General features: G+C 70.7%; 20 protein-coding genes. 3 read left to right on the forward strand and 17 right to left on the reverse strand.

What is annotated here, in order from left to right; all coding sequences use genetic code 11:
* Positions 1–91 precede the first annotated feature (91 nt).
* Entirely contained in the window at positions 92–406 is a 315-nt protein-coding gene (locus tag AB0D08_RS00980; RefSeq protein WP_033818186.1) for an AAA family ATPase, read from the forward strand.
* A gap of 201 nt (positions 407–607) precedes the next feature.
* A complete protein-coding gene (gene manA, locus AB0D08_RS00985; RefSeq protein WP_359885868.1) occupies positions 608–1,801 on the forward strand; it encodes a mannose-6-phosphate isomerase, class I in 1,194 nt (397 codons plus the stop codon).
* A 79-nt stretch (positions 1,802–1,880) separates the two neighbouring features.
* On the opposite strand, the gene AB0D08_RS00990 is transcribed toward manA, so the two are convergent.
* The 17 genes from AB0D08_RS00990 to AB0D08_RS01070 all read right to left on the reverse strand — a co-directional run bounded on the left by AB0D08_RS00990 (position 1,881) and on the right by AB0D08_RS01070 (position 17,951).
* Entirely contained in the window at positions 1,881–2,531 is a 651-nt protein-coding gene (locus tag AB0D08_RS00990) for a hypothetical protein (protein WP_051811738.1), read from the reverse strand.
* Between the two features lie 60 nt (positions 2,532–2,591).
* Positions 2,592–3,857: an insulinase family protein gene (locus tag AB0D08_RS00995; protein ID WP_359885869.1), complete on the reverse strand. Its 1,266-nt coding sequence runs from the start codon at positions 3,855–3,857 to the stop codon at positions 2,592–2,594.
* A 14-nt stretch (positions 3,858–3,871) separates the two neighbouring features.
* Entirely contained in the window at positions 3,872–4,531 is a 660-nt protein-coding gene (locus AB0D08_RS01000; RefSeq protein WP_233288905.1) for an HAD family phosphatase, read from the reverse strand.
* On the reverse strand, positions 4,528–4,731 hold the full coding sequence (locus AB0D08_RS01005) for a (2Fe-2S)-binding protein (RefSeq protein WP_033818183.1): 204 nt from the start codon (positions 4,729–4,731) through the stop codon (positions 4,528–4,530). Before AB0D08_RS01005 ends, AB0D08_RS01000 begins: the two co-directional genes overlap by 4 nt.
* On the reverse strand, positions 4,724–6,121 hold the full coding sequence (locus AB0D08_RS01010) for an aminotransferase class III-fold pyridoxal phosphate-dependent enzyme (protein WP_359885870.1): 1,398 nt from the start codon (positions 6,119–6,121) through the stop codon (positions 4,724–4,726). Before AB0D08_RS01010 ends, AB0D08_RS01005 begins: the two co-directional genes overlap by 8 nt.
* The gene (locus AB0D08_RS01015) at positions 6,109–7,122 is read right to left on the reverse strand and encodes a nucleoside-diphosphate kinase (RefSeq protein ID WP_359885871.1); all 1,014 of its coding nucleotides are present in this window, start codon (positions 7,120–7,122) and stop codon (positions 6,109–6,111) included. The genes AB0D08_RS01010 and AB0D08_RS01015 overlap by 13 nt, the downstream gene beginning before the upstream one ends.
* Entirely contained in the window at positions 7,122–7,940 is an 819-nt protein-coding gene (locus AB0D08_RS01020; protein ID WP_359885872.1) for a hypothetical protein, read from the reverse strand. The genes AB0D08_RS01015 and AB0D08_RS01020 overlap by 1 nt, the downstream gene beginning before the upstream one ends.
* A complete protein-coding gene (locus AB0D08_RS01025; protein ID WP_359885873.1) occupies positions 7,937–8,668 on the reverse strand; it encodes an alpha/beta hydrolase in 732 nt (243 codons plus the stop codon). Before AB0D08_RS01025 ends, AB0D08_RS01020 begins: the two co-directional genes overlap by 4 nt.
* Positions 8,665–9,363: a hypothetical protein gene (locus AB0D08_RS01030; protein ID WP_033818181.1), complete on the reverse strand. Its 699-nt coding sequence runs from the start codon at positions 9,361–9,363 to the stop codon at positions 8,665–8,667. Before AB0D08_RS01030 ends, AB0D08_RS01025 begins: the two co-directional genes overlap by 4 nt.
* Entirely contained in the window at positions 9,363–10,040 is a 678-nt protein-coding gene (locus AB0D08_RS01035) for a hypothetical protein (RefSeq protein WP_033818180.1), read from the reverse strand. Before AB0D08_RS01035 ends, AB0D08_RS01030 begins: the two co-directional genes overlap by 1 nt.
* An 87-nt stretch (positions 10,041–10,127) precedes the next feature.
* Positions 10,128–11,243 carry a hypothetical protein gene (locus tag AB0D08_RS01040; RefSeq protein ID WP_033818179.1) on the reverse strand — a complete coding sequence of 372 codons (1,116 nt, stop codon included), beginning with the start codon at positions 11,241–11,243 and terminating at the stop codon, positions 10,128–10,130.
* Between the two features lie 85 nt (positions 11,244–11,328).
* Entirely contained in the window at positions 11,329–12,351 is a 1,023-nt protein-coding gene (locus AB0D08_RS01045) for a diiron oxygenase (protein ID WP_033818178.1), read from the reverse strand.
* A 36-nt stretch (positions 12,352–12,387) separates the two neighbouring features.
* Complete coding sequence (locus tag AB0D08_RS01050; RefSeq protein WP_033818177.1) at positions 12,388–12,687, reverse strand: PqqD family protein; 300 nt, start codon at positions 12,685–12,687, stop codon at positions 12,388–12,390.
* A complete protein-coding gene (locus tag AB0D08_RS01055; RefSeq protein ID WP_033818176.1) occupies positions 12,687–13,469 on the reverse strand; it encodes a hypothetical protein in 783 nt (260 codons plus the stop codon). Before AB0D08_RS01055 ends, AB0D08_RS01050 begins: the two co-directional genes overlap by 1 nt.
* Entirely contained in the window at positions 13,466–14,263 is a 798-nt protein-coding gene (locus tag AB0D08_RS01060; RefSeq protein ID WP_082526215.1) for a CPBP family glutamic-type intramembrane protease, read from the reverse strand. The genes AB0D08_RS01055 and AB0D08_RS01060 overlap by 4 nt, the downstream gene beginning before the upstream one ends.
* Complete coding sequence (gene asnB / locus AB0D08_RS01065) at positions 14,260–16,536, reverse strand: asparagine synthase (glutamine-hydrolyzing) (RefSeq protein ID WP_359885924.1); 2,277 nt, start codon at positions 16,534–16,536, stop codon at positions 14,260–14,262. The genes AB0D08_RS01060 and asnB overlap by 4 nt, the downstream gene beginning before the upstream one ends.
* Positions 16,537–17,039: 503 nt before the next feature.
* Positions 17,040–17,951 (reverse strand): winged helix-turn-helix transcriptional regulator, encoded by a 912-nt coding sequence (locus AB0D08_RS01070; RefSeq protein WP_359885874.1) that lies wholly within the window; start codon positions 17,949–17,951, stop codon positions 17,040–17,042.
* Between the two features lie 71 nt (positions 17,952–18,022).
* Here AB0D08_RS01070 and AB0D08_RS01075 point away from each other — a divergent pair, with 71 nt between their 5' ends.
* Positions 18,023–19,270 carry an MFS transporter gene (locus AB0D08_RS01075; RefSeq protein WP_051811730.1) on the forward strand — a complete coding sequence of 416 codons (1,248 nt, stop codon included), beginning with the start codon at positions 18,023–18,025 and terminating at the stop codon, positions 19,268–19,270.
* Positions 19,271–19,406 lie beyond the last annotated feature (136 nt).

Below are 19,406 nucleotides of genomic sequence, written 5' to 3' on the forward strand. Positions count from 1 at the left end.
ACACTTTTGCACGTCGTTTTGCCTGGCTGGCGGATTTGCCCGGCGACTTCAATGAAGGCATCTCGAACGCCTGCGACGGAGGCACGGCATCATGCTCGACGCATCGGACCCGGACAGGACACCGGACACCCCGCCCGGGTCGCTGGTCGGCCGGTCACCGGACCTGGCGCGGTTCGACGACTTCATCGCCGGCATCCCGGATGCCGGTGGATCCGTCGTGCTGCTGGGCGAGCCCGGCGTGGGAAAGACGGCACTACTGGACGCCGCGGCCGCCAAGGCGAGAGCCCGCGGGCTGCGGGTGCTGCAGGCCACCGGCGGCTCGGCCCCGGCCAGTGCGGTCAGCGTCTTGTTCCGGTCCCTCGGCAGCAGCAGACCGGTCAGGTACTCCCGAAACCTCCGCCGCTGAGCGAGCGACCGGAACAGATCATCGAACCTGGCCGCGTACTCCTCCAGCGGACCAGGAGCAGGCGGACACGGTACTCGTGCGGTCATGGCAGCACCCCCGAAGGGCCTTGTCCTCACCGATACAGCTGACCTGACCCCATGGCAACAAATCACCGGTAGTCCGGCGATGGCAGTCGGGATTCTGCTGCCATAAAATGATCTAATGGATATTCTGGAACCCGTTGTTCAGCCCTATGCGTGGGGCTCCACCGTGTCGATCGCCGAGTTGCAGCAGCGGCCGGTCCCGGCCCTGGGCCCGGAGGCCGAGCTGTGGATGGGCGCGCACCCCAGCGCGCCGTCCGGGCTGACTCGCGGTGCTCACCGCACCACACTTGACGTCGTGGTGGCCGCCGATCCGGTCGGTGAGCTCGGCCGGGAGTGCGTCGACCGCTTCGGCTCCCGGCTGCCGTTCCTGCTGAAGGTGCTGGCGGCGGAGAAGGCACTGTCGATTCAGGTCCATCCGGATCGTACTCAGGCGGAAGCCGGCTTTAAGGAGGAGAACGATCGGGGGCTCGACCGGAACGATCTGACTCGGAACTACGTGGACGATTGGCCGAAGCCGGAAATAATCTGTGCACTGACGCCTTTCGAGGCGCTGGCCGGGTTCCGGTCGCCCGGGGAATCGGCAGAGATCCTCGAAGCACTCGGGCTGCCGAGGCTACTCCCGCTGCTCACGGTGCTGCGCACCGCAGCACCGCCCGCCTGCCTGACGGAGGCGCTCCGGCTCGTCACCACCTGGCCGGCCGCCGAGCGCGGCGAGCTGATCGCGGAGTTGGTCGCGGCCTGTGCCCGCCTCGCGGCGGCCGGTGGGGAGCACGCGGCGGCGTACGACGCCGCAGTGCGGATCGCGGCCGACCACCCGGGCGACGCGGGGGTGCTCGCCTCGCTGCTCTTCCGGCACCTGGTGCTGGCACCGGGTGAGGCGCTGTTCATGCCCGCAGGCGGACTGCACGCCTACGTTAAGGGGGTCGGGGTCGAGCTGCTGGCCAACTCGGACAATGTCCTGCGTGCGGGCCTGACCGGCAAGCACATGGACGTTCCCGAACTGCTGCGCATCGTCGACCCGACCGTCGAGGTGCCCGTGCTGCGACCGGAAGCGCTCGGAGAGTCGGTCGCGGTCTACCACACGCCCGCCCCGGAGTTCGAGCTGTACCGGCTCACTCCCGGGATCGGGTCGGTCACCGTCCCCGGCGCCGGGCCGCGGATCGTGCTGTGCGTTGAGGGAGGGGTTGTGCTCCAGGACCCCCAAGCCAGCGAACTGCAGCTCGGCCGGGGCGAGTCATGCTTCCTGTCTGCCGCGGACGACGCGGTGACCGCCACCGGCGACTCGCTGGTGTTCGTCGCAGCGGTGGGCTGAGCCGGATCAGGCCGAGGGGGCCGGGCGAGGCTGGTGCCGCGCCCGGCCCCCTCGGCAGTTCAGCGTTCGGCCGATCCCGTCATCGATCCAGGAGACCGGAGCGGAGTGCCACCTCGCGGACTTCGAGCAGCCGGTCCTTGGGCATCTCGACCTCTCGCACCACGCTCGTCGCCTCGGTCGCCCGGCCGCCCTTCCAGATGATCGACCCGTCCTGGGCCGTGCGCAGGGACTGTGCCTTGAGCCGCGGCCCCTGGATGACCAGCGAGAAGGTGTTGCTCGCCGAGGTGACCGAGTGCACCATGTGCTGGTCGATCGCGTAGGAGGAGCCCGCCCCCTCGTTGCGAACCATGCTGGGTATCAGCGAGCCGGGCGAAGCCTCCAGCTGCGCCCGCACCACCGCCTCCGGTCCGTAGAAGCGGTGCAGGTACTGCCCCTTGAGGATCCGGGTGTGGAAGGGCCAGCGGTGGCTGTGCGGGAAGTGCGTCCCCTGGTCGAAGCGGTGCAGCCGGATCCTCAGCATGCTGTCGGGATCGTCGAACAGCACGATCCGGTCGCCCCACCACTGGCGTTCCGACAGGTTGAGCAGCGTGGCGTCGTCCAGCGCGTTGTCCATCAGTTCGCGCAGGGCGCCCGGCGTCGAGATCAGGTCGGTCACCTGTCCCGCGACCTGCTCAGCCACCTCGATCCGCGACCAGTCGAGCCGCTGCAATCGGGTCAGGTCACGATCCATTTGTCCACACTCCACACCTCTGGTGATCCATCGAATAGTCCGTCACGAGCCGGGCGCGACTCAGACGACCGCGACCGAGTAGGTGCGGAGCACCTGCTTCGCGGCCAGCGCCACGTCCGGCGCCGTCACCCGGGCGAGCCGCCCGGCCCAGTCACCGGCGCCCGGCTCTCCACCGTCCCGCTCGCCGGCCCCCTGGCCGGGCGCGTCGTCGATCGACTCGACGGCCGCACGGACGGAGCGCAGCACCGGGTCGGCCGCCTCGGTGGCGGCCGCGGTGCGGGCGGCCGCCAGGGCCGCCCGGAAGGACGGCTCCGACAGGCGCCCGTTCGCGACGAGTTCGAGCACCTCGCGGACCGCCGCCTCGGTCAGCGCCACCGCCTCCGTGTCCAACTCCAGTTCCAGCTGCCACAAACCGCAGTCGCCGTACCCGAGATATTCGGCAGCCACCGTGCACTCCAACGCGAAGTCCTCGTACAGCGTTCGCCGCAGCAGAGACCCCTCCGCTGCCCCACACACCTCGGCCAGCACCCCGAACGCGGCTGCCTCGGGGGCAGTGCGGGCGGGGGCGTGCCCGCCCGCCGCCACCCAGGCCCGCGGACCACCGTCCGCCGCCCGCAGGTTGATGCCGCCGTCCGAGAAGACCTCCGCGACTGGCGCCCGGCGCCCACCAGTCCCGGATCCGATGGCCGCGACCGGCGGCAACCCGCCGGCCAGCAGCTCCAGGGCCGCCGGGACGACCGACGGCGGGCAGGCGAGGACCACGACCGGAGCCGCGACGGCCAGCAGCTCCTGGCGGAGCGTCAGCAGCTGGGCGGCGTCGAGCGCGGGGAGCTCTGCCGACCCGTCCACCGAGTGGCCCAACGGGTGCGACCCGAAGAGCAATTCGCGCAGCCGCCGGCTGGCCCGGGCACGGGCGGACGGCCCGGCCGCCCGCAGCTCGGACAGCTCACGGTGCGCGACGAGACAGCGGGCGTCGGTGAGGGTGGGCCGGGCGACAGCGGTCAGGAAGACCGGCAGGCAGTCGCCGAGTCCGTCGACCGACACCCGGCAGCGCAGCGTGACGCTCTCCTGATCGACCACCGCCTCGGCCACCGCGCCGCGCTCGCGCAACCAGCTGTTGAGGCCGGTGCCCGCCCCGTCGACCGGGGCGTCCAGCAGCGCGCTGCCGAGCAGCTCCAGGGCCGCAGCTCCGCCGGTCCCGAAGTCCCGCGCCCCGGTCGGCAGGACCAGGCTCAGCACCACTGCGTCGTCGGCCGGCAGGACCAGTACCCGGCGGCCATCGGGAAGTTCACGACGGACGACCGGTGCGACAGGTTCATTGGACATGGAACAGTGCCTTCTCATTCGGCTGCGAGATCGTTGAGCATGCTGGGCAGCAGCGCCAAGTCCCGGATGACGTGGTCTGCGGCGGCGAGTCGCTCCGGCGGGGTGACCGCGGCGAAGCCGATCACGCGCATGCCGGCGGCCCGGGCGGCCCGGACACCGAGCTCGCTGTCCTCCACCACCAGCGCGGCCGCCGGATCGACCCCCATCTGCGCCGCGGCGTACTGGAACAGGTCAGGCGCGGGCTTGCCGGCCGCGACCTCGGCCGCGCTGAAGACCCGCCCCTGGACCAGCGGGGCCAGGCCGGTCACGTCGAGCGACAGTGCCAGCCGCTCGGGGTCGGAACTGGAGGCCACGCAGCATCGGGTGCCACGTGCGGCCAGCGCCTCCAGCACTGCCCGGGCGCCCGCCATCGGCTCCAGGCCGGTGCGCAGCACGGCGGACAGGCGCTGCTGGAAGCGTTCGCCGAAATCCTCAGGGAGCGGGAAACCCGCCCGCTCCTCGGCGAGTTGCCGGACTCGGGCGAAGGATCCGCCCATGTAGTCGCGGATACTCTGGTCAAGGGTGGTGGGGATACCAACCTCGGTGAGGAGCTCGGCCAGCACGGTGTTGGCCAGTCGCTCCGAGTCGACCAGAACGCCGTCGTTGTCGAAGATGACCAGCTCGATCGATTTCACCGGTGGATCACCTGTCCCGGGTACGCCTCCAGCGCCAGCAGGTCCTCAATGTCGAGGGCGCAGTCCCCGCAGCCGGTGTTCGCCCCGGTCTCCTTGCGCACGGCGGCCAAGTCCCGGTGTCCGCGCCTGATGGCCGCCAGGATCGAGCCCTCGGTCACCGCCAGGCAGACACAGACCACCGAATCGGTATCGTCAGTCACGGGCCGGTCCCCTCGCTGCCGCGGCGGCCTCGGTCTCCTCGGTCAGCACTCGCAGCGCGAGGTCGAGCACCTCGGCCAGCTGGTCCAACTCGCCGTCCGTGATGACCAGCGGCGGGTGGATGTTGATCACGTCGGGAGCCATGCCGGTCGAAGCCACCAGGACGCCCAGGTCAGGGTGGACGGTGGTGCACAGCTGCCGCAATCGGGGGGCGTACGGGCCGCTCAGTACGATGCGTGCCGTGCCGCCGGTGGCGTCCACCCGGTCGACGACCGAGGTCCAGCGCCTGGCCAGCTCGACCAGGCGGCCGTGCATGCCGCGTTCGAGGGCGGCGACGTCGGCCTCGACGTTCTGCCAGGCCGCCCAGCGGTCCAGCACGGTCTCGACCATGGCGAGCGCATGCGGGATCCCGACGTAGGTGGACGAGTGGCTGCCGGGCGGGTAGTGGTCCGCGTCGGCCAGCGGCTCCCGCGCCCACACCGCGCTCAGCGCCGCGCCGCCGTTGCTCAGGCCCTTGCTGGTCACCACCACGTCGGGTTCGACGCCCGTCAGCTGGAAACCCCAGCGCGGGCCGACCCGGTGCATGCCCGTAAAGATCTCGTCGGCGATGACCACGGCGCCCTGGCTGCGCGCGTGGTCCACCGCTGCCCGCAGCAGGGCGGGGTCGGGCACCACCATGCCGCCCACGTTCTGTACCGACTCGAAGACGAACGCCGAGACCTTGCGCCCGAAGCCCTTCCCGCCTACGCCAGACAGCTCGGAGCCCCAGCGCGAAACCGCGCTGACACACCCCGTGTCGCAGGCGGCCGTTGGGCCGCCCGTCGCGGCGAGCATCGCGGCAGCGTGCGGGCAGGTCCGGCAGTCCGGGCTGGGCAGCCGGACAACCTCCATACCCCAGGCTGCGAGCAGTTCGCGGTAGCGAGGGCTGGAGCTGAGCATGCTGGTCACGCCCGACCGGCCGTGGAAGGCCCCCTCGAAGACGACCACCGTGCCGGGCCCGTTGTTGCTGAAGGCGATCCGCAACGCGGTCTCCATGCCCTGCGCGCCACCGAGGTCCAACTCGACCCGGCCCGGTCTCCCCAGCACCTCGGAGAACAGGCGTTCCAGCCGCTCCAGGACGCGCAGGCGCAGCGGCGACTCGCAGAACGACGGCAGCGCGGGCAGCTCCAGGCACCGCCGGGCGGCCTCCCGCAGGAGCGAACTGTCGTACCCCCAGGCCACGGTGCCATTCGCCGCCTCCGCGTCGAGGAAGCGACGGCCGTCGTCGGCGGTCAGGAAGCAGCCGGAGCCGCCAACGAAGCGGGGCACCACCTCCGACCGGTAGATCAGGTTCCCGGTCCCGGCGAACGGCGGAACCCTCCGACCGGTGGTCGCTCCACTCAGACCAGACATGTATCGCCCTCCTGCTCGGACCGCAGCCCGTCGTCGTCGGCCGGCTGCCAGGCAGCGGCCGAGGGGGTGGACAACAGCGGGGCGACGCCGCGCTCGTTGCAGTCGATCCACCCGGTCACCACGGTGAGCACGTCCCACCGGGCCGGACCCGCCGGGAGCCGGTCCGGCCCGAGCGCGTCGAGCCACTGCCCGACCTGCTCGCGGGTGCCGGCCCGCTGCGCCAGCTCGGCCCAGCGGCCACCGCCGCCTCGTAGCCGTCGCAGTGCGGCGGTCAGGTCGAGGTCATGGGCCGGCACCGCCGCGTGGACCTGCGCGAGCAGGGCGTACGCGGGATCGCGCTCCGGCGACCAGCCGTCGGCCACCTGTCCCGGCTCACGCAGCGCGCGGGCGCACCAGTCCCAACCGGCCTGGTACGAGAAGAGCTGGAGCTCGCGGATCACGTCGGCCGGATCGTCCGCTGTGTGGATGAAGTTGAACAGGCCGTTCACCCGGCCGATCCGGCTGCGCAGGTCGGTGCCGCGCGCGGCCTCCGGATCCGCCGAGCCCTTGGCCGCGGTCAGCCGGACGCTGGCCGGCATCCCGGCGGGGCGCCGGGTGTCGTGCAGCAGCACCAGCAGGGCCGGGCCGGAACCCAGCAGGTGGTCCACCACCGCGATCCGCTGCGCGGAGGCGGCGTTGAACTGGTAGCGCCACAGTTCGCGGGTGAGCAGCGGGTCGAAGCGGATCGTGGTCGCGGCGGCCGGCAGCCAGCCCTGGGACCGCAGGATCTCCAGGATCAGTTCGCAGCGCCGGCCCGCGACAGCGTCCGGCTTGAGCACCACGAAGGTGAACTCGTGACTGCGGGTCAGGTCGGTCAGCGCGCTGAACGACCGCAGGCCCTCGCGGGCGTAGGTGTCGTAGCGGTACGCCTCCCGCTTGGCCGGGTCGGCCGACAGTCCGTCGAACTCCGTGGCGGTGAGTGCCGATCGGGGCAGGACGGCGTCCAGTTCCAGAGGTGCCATCAGAGTCTCCGCCCGCCGAGCGCGGTGGCCTGCCCGTCGACCAGGACCACTCGGCTGCCGTCCGGATGGGTTTCACCGGAAAGCGCCAGGCGACCGGCGGCGAAGGCGCGCACGGTCCACTCCAGGCAAGGCCGGTCGCTCTCGGTCTTCTGCAACAGCTCTTGCTCCCAGGCGTCTTCGGGGGTGGCGGCGCGTCCGTCGGTAGGGACGGACGCGCCCATGCAGAGCACCGGGCCGCCGTCCTTGGTCCCGTCGACCAGGAAGCAGGACGTGCGCGTCGCGGTGTGGCCGGCGGCCATTGCCAGGCGCACCGGGTCGTTCCCCACCAACTGGCGCCGGCCGTCCGCGTCGAGCACGCTCAGGTCGGCCGGGTGCTGGTTGACGAGGCGGCCGTGGAACCGGTCGAGCAGGTTTCCCTCGATCCACCGGTGGTAGGCGAGGACCAACAGGTCCAGCGGCCCGTCGACTGCCTCCCAGGCGGCGATCCGAGCGTCCAGGCCGTCGTGCCAGGCGCGGGCGCGCTCGCGGTAGCGCGCCCTGCCCGCCTCGTCGACGGCCTGTGAGGCGAGCCCGCAGTGGGCGTCGAAGTCGCCGGTCCAGGTCTCCACGCCGGCGCCGCGCGCCACCTCCAGGGCCTTGGCCGTGCTGCCGTGCGAGGCCACCAGGCAGACCTGGAACGCCTCGGGCTCGCGGTCCTGCAGGGCCAGGAGCGTGCTCAGGTTGGCGCCTGTAGCGGAGACCAGCACGCCGATCCGCAGCGGGCGCGAGCTGCCGCCGGCCGGGCCCAGGGCGATGTGGTCGTGCTGACGGGGTGTCATGACGCGGGCCCGGCGGTCGCGATCAGCAGCTCCCGGACGGTCGTGAAGGCGGCGCGCTCCGGGTTGACCAGGTGCATGTGCCGGGCCTGCGGGACCACCCGGTGCTCGGGTGCCAGCCCCGCGGCGGACCACTGGGCGAGCTGCTCGGCGACCAGTTCGGTCGGTACGGCCTGGTCGGCCGCGGCCTCGACCACCACCAGCGCCGACAGGTCGGCGGCGGTCGGGCGCGGGGTCGCGTCGGCGCAGCGGCCGCCCGCCGCGAGGTGCCGGCTGACGAGGTGCGGCACGGCGCTGCCGCCGACCCCGAGGGCGGCCGCCCGCTCCAGGTCCACCACGGGGGCCAGCAGCACCAGTCGGCGGCCCGCCGAACGGCCTGCCACCGCTGCGAGGGCCAGCTGGGCGCCGGCCGAGTGGCCCGCCAGCACAGCGGTGTCCCACCCTGCGTCCTGCTCCGCGAGCGCGTCCAGCGCAGCCGTGCAGTCGTCCTGCGCACCGGGCCACCAGCCGCCGTCCCAGACCGGGCGGTACTCGACGACGGCGACGGCGCTGCCGTCGCCCACCAGCGCCACGGCCATCGGTTCGAGGTCGCGGGCGATCCGGTCGTGCCGCCAGAAGCCTCCGTGGAACAGCACGACCCGGGACTGCACCCGCTCCTGCGGCGGCTGGTAGACGTCGATCCGGTGCCACGGTGACGCCCCGTAGCGCAGGATGCTCTCGCGGACGGTCACAGCACCCCGATCGCTTCCAGCCGGGCCACCCAGTGGTCGAACCGCTCGTCGCTCATCCGTACTTCGGCACGCCGCTCGGCGGTCTCGTCGGCGGCCCCCTCGCGCCACCAGACCTGGCCGTCGGCCTTGCGGATGATGAACGCGCGCCGCTTGGCCGCCGGGCTCTGGATCATCAGGGAGATGGTCTCGGGCTCGGTGATCGTGGTGTGCAGCTGCTCGTGGTGGATGGTGAAGCAGCTGCCGGTCGGCTCCTCGCGCACGAAGTGGGGCCAGAACCGGCTGACGTCCGCCGTCTCGTCCAGCGGCTGGTCTGTCGCGTACAGGGTGTGCTGGTAGGCACCGCTGAGGATGTGCGCGGTGAAGCTGAAGCGGTGGTTGTGCACCCGCTCGTACTGGTCGGTGTTGGCCAGCCGCAGCCTGATCCGCAGGCCCTTCTCGGGCTCGTCCCAGAGGACGAGCTTGTCGTCGAGCGCGTGGCACTCGCACTTCTCGCGCAGCTCCGGGGTCCGCCGGATCCGCTCGACCAGCGCGCGCAGCAGCGGGCGGTCCTCGCCGAGCCGGCGGGCGATCGCCTCCGTCACCTCGGCGGCCGCCTCCAGGTCGTCCCAGCGCACGGCGGGCAGCGAGTCCATGAAGGCGACGGCGTCCTGCTCGGACACGGCCTGGTCGGCCGGGTTCACGACTGTCTCGGTCATCAGAGGACCTCCATGCCCTGCAGACGGTGGGTCAGGTCGTCGAAGTACTGCTTGCTGATCCGCTTGCTGCCGCGCCGAGCGGTCTTCTCCTGGTCCTCGCCGAAGCGCCACCAGACCTTGCCGGTCTCGCGCTCGGTGATCAGCGAGCGCTCCTTCTCCGCCGGGCCGCGCAGGAAGAGCGAGACCGTGTCCGGTGTCGTGTAGGTGGTGTGGATCTCGCTGTGGTGCAGCGTGTAGCAGTTGCCCGCGACCTCATTGGTCGCGAACCGGGGCTCCACCCGCAGGTCGCTGTCCCGGGCGTCGAAGTCGTCCTGCACCTCGTCGGGGATGTCCTCGGGCCGGCCCACCAGCTGGTGGCGCACGTGGCGGTAGCGGCCCCGCAGGATCAGCGAGGTGAAGGAGAACCGGTGGTCGTGCGGGCGGTCGCGGTGGTCCTCGGTGGAGACGTGGACCCGGATCCGGAAGCCCCGGTCCAGGGCGTCGTAGATCACCAGCTTGTCGAGGAGCCGGTGGTGCTCGCACTTGTCGAAGAGGTCCTCCTCCTCGCGGGCCCGCTCCAGGAGCTCTCGCAGCGCCGCCTTGTCCTCGGAGAGTTCGAGCAGGATGTCCTTGGTCTGGGCCCGCGCTTTCGTCAGGTCCGACCAGTCCACCGTCAGGCGGTCGAGTGCGTTCAGCATGACTTGCTCCCTACTGCATTCACGTCGGGTCGGGGCGCGGCAGGCGCCCTTGGTCAGCGGTTGCGCACCGCGTGGCTCGGCCGCGGGTCAGCGCGCCCCGACGGCCACGGCCAGTTCGGTGGCCGCGCCGGTGCCGAAGGCCCGGTGCGCCGTGCCCGCCACCAGCTGCCACAGCGGTGCGTCGGCGATCCCCAGGCCCTGGGCATTGCGCATCTGACGGGCCAACGGCTGGGAGCCGGCCGCGACGATGCCGCCGTCCTGGTACCACAGGCCGTTCTCCTCGGTCTGGTGCAGCCCCTGGCCGCCGATCCGCGCGGAGTCGCAGCGGTCGGTCATCATCATCGAGTTGGCGAAGCCCATCAGCTCCACCGCCCGGTTCGCGATCGCGAGGTCGACGTGCTCGCCGTCGAAGTTGATGCAGGCCGAGATCCGACCGGCGGCGGCCTCGCGCATGATCGCGGCCGGAACCGGACCGGCGATCCGGTCCATGTCGGCCAGCGTCCAGTTCGGCAGGTCGTATACGGCCAGCGTGCTCTCCCGGGTCGCCCGCGCCGCAGAGGTGCGGAAGGCGTGCCGGATGTTCAGCGGCATGTCGTTGAACAGGTGGTCGGTGATCACCCGGGAGCCGGTGCCCGCCCAGTCGCCCTGCCAGGCCAGGTCGACGATGTCGCGCACCAGCTCTGCGGCGCCCTTCGGGTCCGCCTTGGTGAAGTGGCCTAGCGCGGGGCGGACACCGTGCGCCATAAGCAGCGGCACGATCCAGTCCAGCCGCGGGTGCCGGTTGTCCAGGTTGTCGTGCAGTCCGGACGCGCCGGTGAACGCGTCGGGGGAGATCACGGTATAGACCAGGCCCAGTTCGCCGAGACGGGCCAGGCGCTCCCACTCGTGCCGGGTCGGCGCCCAGACGGTGGCGGCCGGCGTTCCGCCGTGGCTCGCCAGCAGCGGTCCCTCCAGGGCGATGCCGAGGATGTGCGGCAGCAGTCCGGCCAGCCGCTGTGCGCGGTAGCGCCGCATGAACTGCTCGAAGTCGGCCAGCTTGTCCTGGCGCAGGTATAGCGTGGGAATGCACGCGACGTTCTCCTCGGCGCACTTCTGGTTCAGCAGAAGCAGGTCGAGCGTGGCGAACTCCGAGAAGTCCACCTCCCCGAAGCCGTGGCAGTGAACCTCGACCGGCAGTCCGAGGTCCTCGTGATCGGTTGTCAACACTGTGTCCCCCATGGCGGACCTTCTTTCTATTCGGTGCTTCCGGGCCGCCGGAGGAGAACGATCCGTCCCCCGTGCGCTCGGGTCAAGCGACCATCCCGTACCGGCGCAGCTCGTCCAGGGCCGCCGGGTCGTCGAACGCGCCGAGCGACTGGAAGTAGTGGACGGTCTGGCGCGAGGTGGCCGCCAGGTGGGCCCCGATGATCCCCGGCGTGTACGTCTCTGCGGCGACCTGCTCGGCGTCGGCCGCGCTCAGCCCGTACCCGGCCAGCTCCAGCCGGATGGCCGGCAGGTCGGGGCGCAGGAAGGCATCGACCAGGCGAGGTACCAGCAGGCCGGCGGTGCGGCGTTCGCGCGGCGACAGCTGTCCCCACAGGTGGCGCAGGAACGTCGCGAAGTACGCGTGGTGGCGTCCCTCGTCCGAGGCGTGGTCGCGGACCGTGCTGCGGACCGCCGCCACCACGTCGGCGCGCTCCGGCACTTCGGCCAGGCTCGCCGAGATCAGGGTCTCGGAGACGATGACGAACAGGACCTCGGCGAGCGCCCGGTCCCCGGCCGGCAGCTCGGCCAGGATCTGCTGCAGGCGCACCAGGAAGTACGGCTCCCCGGTCTCCTTCGGCACGATGCCGGTCCGCTGCCGCACCTGTCGGGAGAGGTCCACCGAGAACAGCGTGTGGTAGGCCTCGTCGCAGTACATCTTGTACGCGTCGAAGCGCATCTCCTCCGGCAGGTGGACGCCGATCGATCCCCGAGCGATGCCGAGCACCGTGCGGTTGACCACGAGGTACTCCAGGCGGGCGGTGAACTCGAGGTAGCGGTACAGGTGCTGGACCAGGACTTCCTCGAAGCAGGCGGGCGGCAGCTCCTTCACCAGCGGGTGCTGGGCGATGGCCACCAGGTCGGGCGAGAAGTAGTGGCGGTCGCCCTCGTCGTCCGCGAGCACGCGGCGCGGTGCCTGGCGCACGCTGGCCCGCTCGTGCCAGTTGCGGAACGGGCTGCGGTAGCCTGCGGCGCCGTCAGGCGCCGCGGCCGGTGTGCCGGCCAGCAACTGCTTCGGGCAGTACGACAGTGCCGTGCACCCGACGAACAGGCCGACTATCCCGCACATCCCGCCTCCTCCCGTTCCTGCTGCGCCTGCTGACGACTACTGATGACTGCTCACGGCCGGCCACTCGACCATGCCGTTCTCGGTGAGCTGGGCCAGCAGCTCGGCGCAGTCGGAGACGGCCTCCGCCACCGAGATGTCGTACTCGGCGGCGACCTTCTCGCCGATCTGCTGGAGCGTGGCGACGCCGTCGACACTGCGGAAGATGAGTTCGGCGACCTCGTCCAGCTCGAAGGCGAGCGACGCGTTCGCGACGAAGAGCTTGCCGCGGAACTTGCGGACCCGGGCCTCCAGCTTGCGGGCCGGGACGGACTGGGCGTCATAGGTCTGGGACGTCATCAGATCTCCACTTCCACGGAAAGGTCCTTGCAGAGCGTCACGACCCGGCGGACCCAGTCGGCCGGGTCCCGCGCGTCGTAGTCGGCCATGGTTTCCAGCGCCCAGTACCGCTCGAAGGGCAGCTCCCGCAGGGCCGCCTCCTTGACCCGGCGGGCCCGCCACTTGGGCGTGCGGGAGCCGTAGTTGCCGTGGCTCTCCAGCAGCGCATCGACGGCGTGGCCGAGCGCCTTGCGGGCGGCCATGACCGCGCTCTCGATGTCGCCGGCGACCAGCATGCCCAGCGCGTCCTCTACGTTGCCGTCCGCCTCGGCCAGCGACCGGGTGGTCAGGAAGGCCTGGTAGGCGGTGTCGGCGAGTTCCACCCGGCGCCGGTCCAGCCAGTCCTCGCCGAGCAGCGGGAGGCCGGTCCGGATCCGCTCCAGGAACAGCTCCTCGGTGTCGACCATGACCTTCAGGGAGGAGACCCCGGCGTCGAACTCGGACCAGGTCACTTTCGACAGCATCTGGTCGACCTGGGAGTCGAGCCAGTAGGCGACCTCCCAGCGGCGGCCGTCCAACGGGAAGTCGAAGGTGCTGATCGTCTCGTGGCCCAGCGGCACCGGGACGGTCCGCGCACCCTCGATCCGCGGCACGCTGCGGGAGACCAGGTAGAAGTCGAAGTCGCTGCTCTGATTGGCCCAGCCACGGGCCACCGAGCCGACGCTGAACAGGGTCATGCAGTCGGTCGGCACCAGGCCGCGGCGGCGCAGTTCGGCCTCGCAACCGCTCAGGTCGAGCATCATGCCCAGCCCCTGTCGTCGTTGTCGCGCTGCAGCTCCAGCACGACGGTCGGAATGTTGTTCAGCACGTGCGCCAGCAGTGCCGGGTAGATCGAGCCCGAGGCCACGGTCAGCAGCAGCAGCGCGGCGGCCGCGCTGATCTCCACTGCGGTCGAGCGGGTGGTGCCGCGCCGGTTGGTGCCCGGCTGGATGTGGTGGCGGGCGACGAAGGCGATGGCGCCGAGCAGGCCCAGCGGCGTGGTGGCCGAGGCCAGCAGCACCGGCGCGCGGAAGACCGCCTCCTCGCCGACCGGGCACAGTGCGCTGGCGAAGGCCCGGGCCGCGCCGTGCGCGCGGGGGGTCGGGCCGAAGACGAACGCCAGCTCGCCGGAGAGCAGCGACCGCATCCGCATGTTGCTCAGGGCGACCAGGCCGCCGGTGACCGCGACCGCGATGGGGTACCACCACCAGGCGGCGCCCCTGCCGAGCCAGTCGGGCCGGGTCACCGCGGTCAGCACCAGCGAACCGATCGGCGCCAGCAGGCCGCAGAGCGTCTCGGTCCAGAAGCTCAGTCCGCTGCGCATGGTCCGCGGCACCCGCCAGGGCAGGCACATCAGGACCAGCTCGACCACCAGCAGGCCCGCAAGCACGCGGGGGTTGGTGCCGCCCAGGGTCCACAGCCCGACGGCGAAGGCCGCCACGCAGGAGACCGCGGTCAGTCGCCGGACGTCGAACACCCACCCCGGCGGGTCGAAGCTGGACTCGTAGGGCCGCTCAACGGCCGCCGGCTTCTTCGTCTCCTCAAGCGTCGTGCTCACTTGACGGCCCCCGCTCCCAGCTGGTCGTTGCGGACATCCACCAGGCCGAGTTCCAGGGCCTCGGCGAACAGCGACTCGACCTGGTCCCGCTCGTGGCCGAGCGCGTGCAGTACCGCGTCCAGCGTCGAGCTGCCGTCCAACGCCCGCAGCACGCTCAGCCATTCGGGCGTCTCGGTCTCGTCGATCACGAACTCCACCGCGCCGTCGACCACCACGTACCAGGTGGAGGCGTCCTCGGGAGCGTGCAAGAGCATGACGCCGTCGGCGAGTTCGGGCACGGTCTCGAAGTCGACGGGCGGCCGGCGCAGCACCGTGGCCTCGATCTGCTCCTGCTGCGCGTCCCAGTCGGTCACCGGAACCGCGAGCGGCACCGGCGCCTTCGGGGCCTGCACGTGCGGGGCCGGCAGCTCCTTGGTCAGCTGCTCCAGCAGGCCCAGGTTGACCACCCGGAGCAGGAACTCCACGTGCCCGGCGGTCGGGTCCAGTTCGAGCCGGCGCAGCGAGGCGCGAAGGTTGTCGGCGTCCAGGAACTCGCGGGCGCCGGGGCTGCTCAGCGCCTCGTCGAGCAGCGCGTCGCCGTGCTGCGCCAGCATCCGGGTGAAGGTCCGGTAGGTGTGCTGGACACCCTCTCCGTAGAAGAACGGGACCTTGGGACGGGCGATCGCCTCGGGCGGCAGGATCCCGGCCATGGCCCGGCGCAGGATCTGCTTGTCCCAGATCAGGTTGGGGCGCAACTGTTCGGGGACCGCGGCGATCAGCTCCACCAGCCGGTGGTCGAGGAACGGCACCCGCGCCTCGATGCCGTTGCCGGCGGCCGTGCGGTCCTCGTGCCAGCAGTTGTACTGCTGCACGTCGCGATACTTCCAGCGGTAGAGCATCTCGTACGGGCTGCGCGCAGCGCCGCCGCCGACCGCCTCCCGCAGCGCGGAGGCCCGCACCAGGGGCAGGTCGGACTGGTCCCACCAGGCACCCAGGTCCGGCCGGCGGTGCTGGTCACCCCGGATGCCCATCCGATTGACGTTCGTGAGGAAGTCGCTCCACTCGCCACCGCCGGCGAAGGAGACCGAGTAGCCGCCGTTGAACTCGTCCGCGCCGCCGCCGAGCAGCATCGCCTTGATCTCGGGGGCGTGCGCGCCGACGTAGCGGTACATCTCGTACTTGTAGTAGGCCTCTGGACCGGCCAGCGGGGTCTCCAGCAGCCACAGGAACTGCTTCCACTCCTCGATGCCGGGCACGGCGGAGGTGTCGAAGAGGACCTGATGGTTGGTCAGACCGAGCCAGCCCGCGATGCGGTGGCCGTATTCGGCGTCGGCGTTCGCGAGCGTGCTGCCGTTGAGCGCCGTGAAGGTTCGCGGCTTTTCGGCGGCGAGTGCCGCGACCGCGGCCGAATCAATCCCACCGCTGAGGAAGAGGCCGATCTCGACATCGGCCATTCCGCATTCCTTGACCGAGGCGGCCAAAGTCTCGCCGTAGGCCCGGACAATTTCCTGCTCACTCCCGGTGCGCGTACCGTCGAATTCCGGGAAGGACCAGTAACGGTGGGTCGAGGTGCCTCCGGTGGTCAGGTCGAAAGTGACGATGCAGCCGGCCGGAGCGAGTTCGATCTCCTTGAAGAACGTGTTCGGCGGACTGTCGTCGAGCACCATCGCACCGGTCATCAGCTGATCGGAGAGGGCGCCCGCCCAGTCGATCTTCCGGGGGCAGGACGGGTCCTCGAAGAGCGCCTTGATCTCGGAGCCGAAAACAATGCGCTCGGCATTGCGGTGGTAGAAGAGCGGCTTGATCCCGAAGCGGTCGCGCGCGAATACCAGGCGGTTGCGGTCGCGGTCCCAGAGGACCAGGGAGAACATGCCCCGGACCTTGTCGAGGAACGCCATGCCGTCCCGCCGGTACAGGTGCAGCAGGACTTCGCAGTCGGAGCCGGTGCGCAGCCTGGTGCCGCGCGGCAGCCCGGCTGCAAGCTCCCGGTGGTTGTAGATCTCGCCGTTCGCGATCAGCACCAGTGAGCCGTCCTCGGTGCTCAGCGGCTGGCCGCCGCCGACCGGGTCGACCAGCGAGAGCCGCACGAACCCCAGGCCCACGGCACCGGAGCGGTGGAACGCCGCCGCTCCGTCGGGGCCCCGGTGCGCGATCACCTGCGTCATGCGGCGGAGCAGTTCGTCCGCCTCAGAACCGATCGAGCACCCGCCGAGACGGGCCACTCCAGCCAAACCACACATAGGTACCCTCGCGTGTGCCTTTGCAAGCCCGAACCACGAATTGCCCGAGCGCATGTGCCAGCAAAAGACCGGGCCATTCGTACCGGCCCGGGAAAACGTGCTGCGGGTGTGCCGCACTTTTGGCGAGTGCGGCACACCCAGGTATCAGCAGACGTTCGTCAGAACGGTGCCGAAGACAACCTTCTTCGCAACCGGCTTGGTGTACTTGCGCATGGATTTCACCCCCTCCAAGGACATGCCGAGCATTCCAGGGAAATGTCACTCCCGTGACGCGGGCAGGCCGGTCGAAAGGATGGAAAGCTGCGCGCAAGGCGCAGTCGACATCCTTGACCAGTGAAGAGAAGATGCGCCAGATCGGCTGCATCAAAGCCCCGTTACATCCCCGTTTGCACCCTCATAGGTGCCGCCCCCGTGCCGCCCCGCTTTCTTGATCGAAGTTCATCACCCATGCAGGCTGCGCGTCAAGCGCCAAGTGAACCGCCGGTTGATAATTCGTATCAATCTGATGGGCAAGGCCACTGTATGTCCGGTTTGTAATCGACCGATCTTTGCGCTGCTCATACGGACGACTGCGACTCCGCGCCCGGTGGGCGGGTCAGGGAGTCGAGCAGCGCGAGCGCGTCCTCAACCGACCCTGCCGGGTCGGGCAGCGGATAGAGCACGCCGCGCACAGTGCGCCCGCCGTCGATGACGAGGGTGAGCCGCTTCAGTCGGTCGACGCCTGCGGCACGGAAGGTCGGCAGGCGCAACGCCCCCGTCAGGCGCAGGTCCTGGTCGGAGAGGAGCGGGAAGGTGATCCGCTCGTGCGCCGCGAAGCCGGCCAGCTGGTCCGGGCTCTGTGTGCTGACCCCGTAGACAACGGTGTTTCGTTCGGTAAACTCGCCCAGCCGGTCGCGGTACGTGCAGGATTCGAGCGTGCAGCCACGGGCTCCGGGTATCGCTCCCCAGTCGGGCGAGTAGGCCTGGGCAGCCGGGGCGAACGCGCCCGGGAAGCAGTACAGGACCGTCCAAGTGGCGGGCGAGCAGGGGTCCGTGGGCACCCCGACCGCACTCGTCAGGGTCAATTGCGGCACCCGCGTACCCACCAGCGCCAGGGCCCGTCGCGCCTCCGGCCCGCCGGGCTCACTGGTCGCGGACACGCTGCCGTCGCCCAGCAGGTGGCGCGATCCCCAGTCCTGGAGTGCTACCAGCACCGGCAACAGGCCCCAGCCGGCCGGGGTCAGGTGGTAGCTGAACCGCGGCGGGTGGGCGTTGTAGAGCCGCTTCTCCAACACCTGATCCTCGACCAGCAAGTTCAGGCGCGCCGACAGGACCTTGCGGCTGATGCCCAGGCGTTCGTGCAGGGCCGCGAAGCGGTCTACGCCGCCGGCAATGTCACGGACGATCAACAGCGTCCACGCATCACCGACGACCCCCAGCGCCTGCGCGATGGAGCAGTCACTGTCGGCAGCCAGATCCGAGTAACGCACAGTCACCTATTGTGCCGTCTTGGAAGATCGATAGAGTAAGTATCTCAAGGGAACTCACATCGGGGGTAGGCATGGCCAACCTGACCGCAGAGCGTGCTGCTCCGGCCAGGCCGTCGGGCGCCTGGCTGTTCTGGCGCTACTGGACCGCATCGACCGTCAGCAACGTGGGGAACGCAGTCACCGCCGTCGCCCTGCCACTGGTGGCGGTGGAGACCTTGAAGGTCTCTAGCCTCCAGGTGAGTTTCATCACGGCCGCCAGCTACGCGGCGTGGATCCTGATCGGCCTGCCAGCCGGCGTCCTCGTCCAGCGCTTCCCACTGCGGGCCACCCAGGTGGCGATGGACCTGCTCCGGGCGGGCGCCATCGCATCGGTGCCGGTGGCGGCGGCGTTCGGGGCCCTCTCACTCGCCCAACTCGTGGTGGTCGCCCTGGTAATCGGGCTGGCGAACGTCGTCTTCGACGTGGGGAACTCCTCCTTCCTACCGTCGATCGTCAGCAAGGAGGAGCTGACTTCGCGCAACAGCCTGACCTCAGTCTCGGGGGCGGCGACCGACCTGGGCGGACCCTCACTCGGCGGCGTCTTGGTCCAACTCCTCGGGGCGGCCAGCAGTCTGGTGGTCGATGCCATCAGTTACCTGGCCTCGGCGGTCCTGCTGTGGACCCTCCCCCGCCCGGAACGCGGCCCGTCCAGCCAAGACAACACGTCGTTCGTGCAACTCATCAAGGACGGCGTCCGGTACGTGGTTCGCCACCCGGTGATGGCGCCATGCGTCGCGGTGGCCACCCTGATCAACTTCGTCGCAGGGGCCCAGATGGCGCTCGCGCCGGTCTTCCTGGTGCGCACCCTCGGGGCTCCCGCGAGCCTGGTTGGCGTCCTCATCGCCACCCAGGGCATCGGCAGCCTGGTCGGCGCCGCCTGGACGCCGCGCCTGAGCAGGCGGATCGGCAGCGCCCGCGCCGTCCTGGTCGCGATCACCACGGCCGCCGTCGCCACGATCCTCATGCCGCTGGCCGGACACGGCTGGCTGCTCTCGCTGTTCGCACTGGGCAGCGCCGGCTTCACCGCCGGGGTGGTCGTAGTGAGCATCCTCACCCGGACGCACCGCCAGACCGTCACGCCCGCTGACCTGTTGCCTCGGGTGATGGCGACGGTCCGCTTCATCTCCTGGGGAGCCATCCCGTTCGGCGCCCTCGCCGCTGGCCTCACCTCCAGCGCGCTAGGTATCCGCGCGGCGTTCTGGCTGTGCAGCCTCGTCATCGCGCTCGCCCCGACGGCCCTGTTCCTGAGCCCGGTCCGCCGGCTGCGCGATCTGAATTGAGTACCTGACGCTGTCGGGGATCTTGGAGGCAACTGAGGGGGCCTCCAACGAGCAGCGAGGGGCTGGGTCATCAGAAGCGGGCGACTCGGTCCGCAATTGAGGCCCGGATGTGCTGGCCTGGCGGGTCGGCTGGTTG

It is taken from the genome of Kitasatospora sp. NPDC048540, from assembly GCF_040651175.1.
GTDB lineage: Bacteria > Actinomycetota > Actinomycetes > Streptomycetales > Streptomycetaceae > Kitasatospora.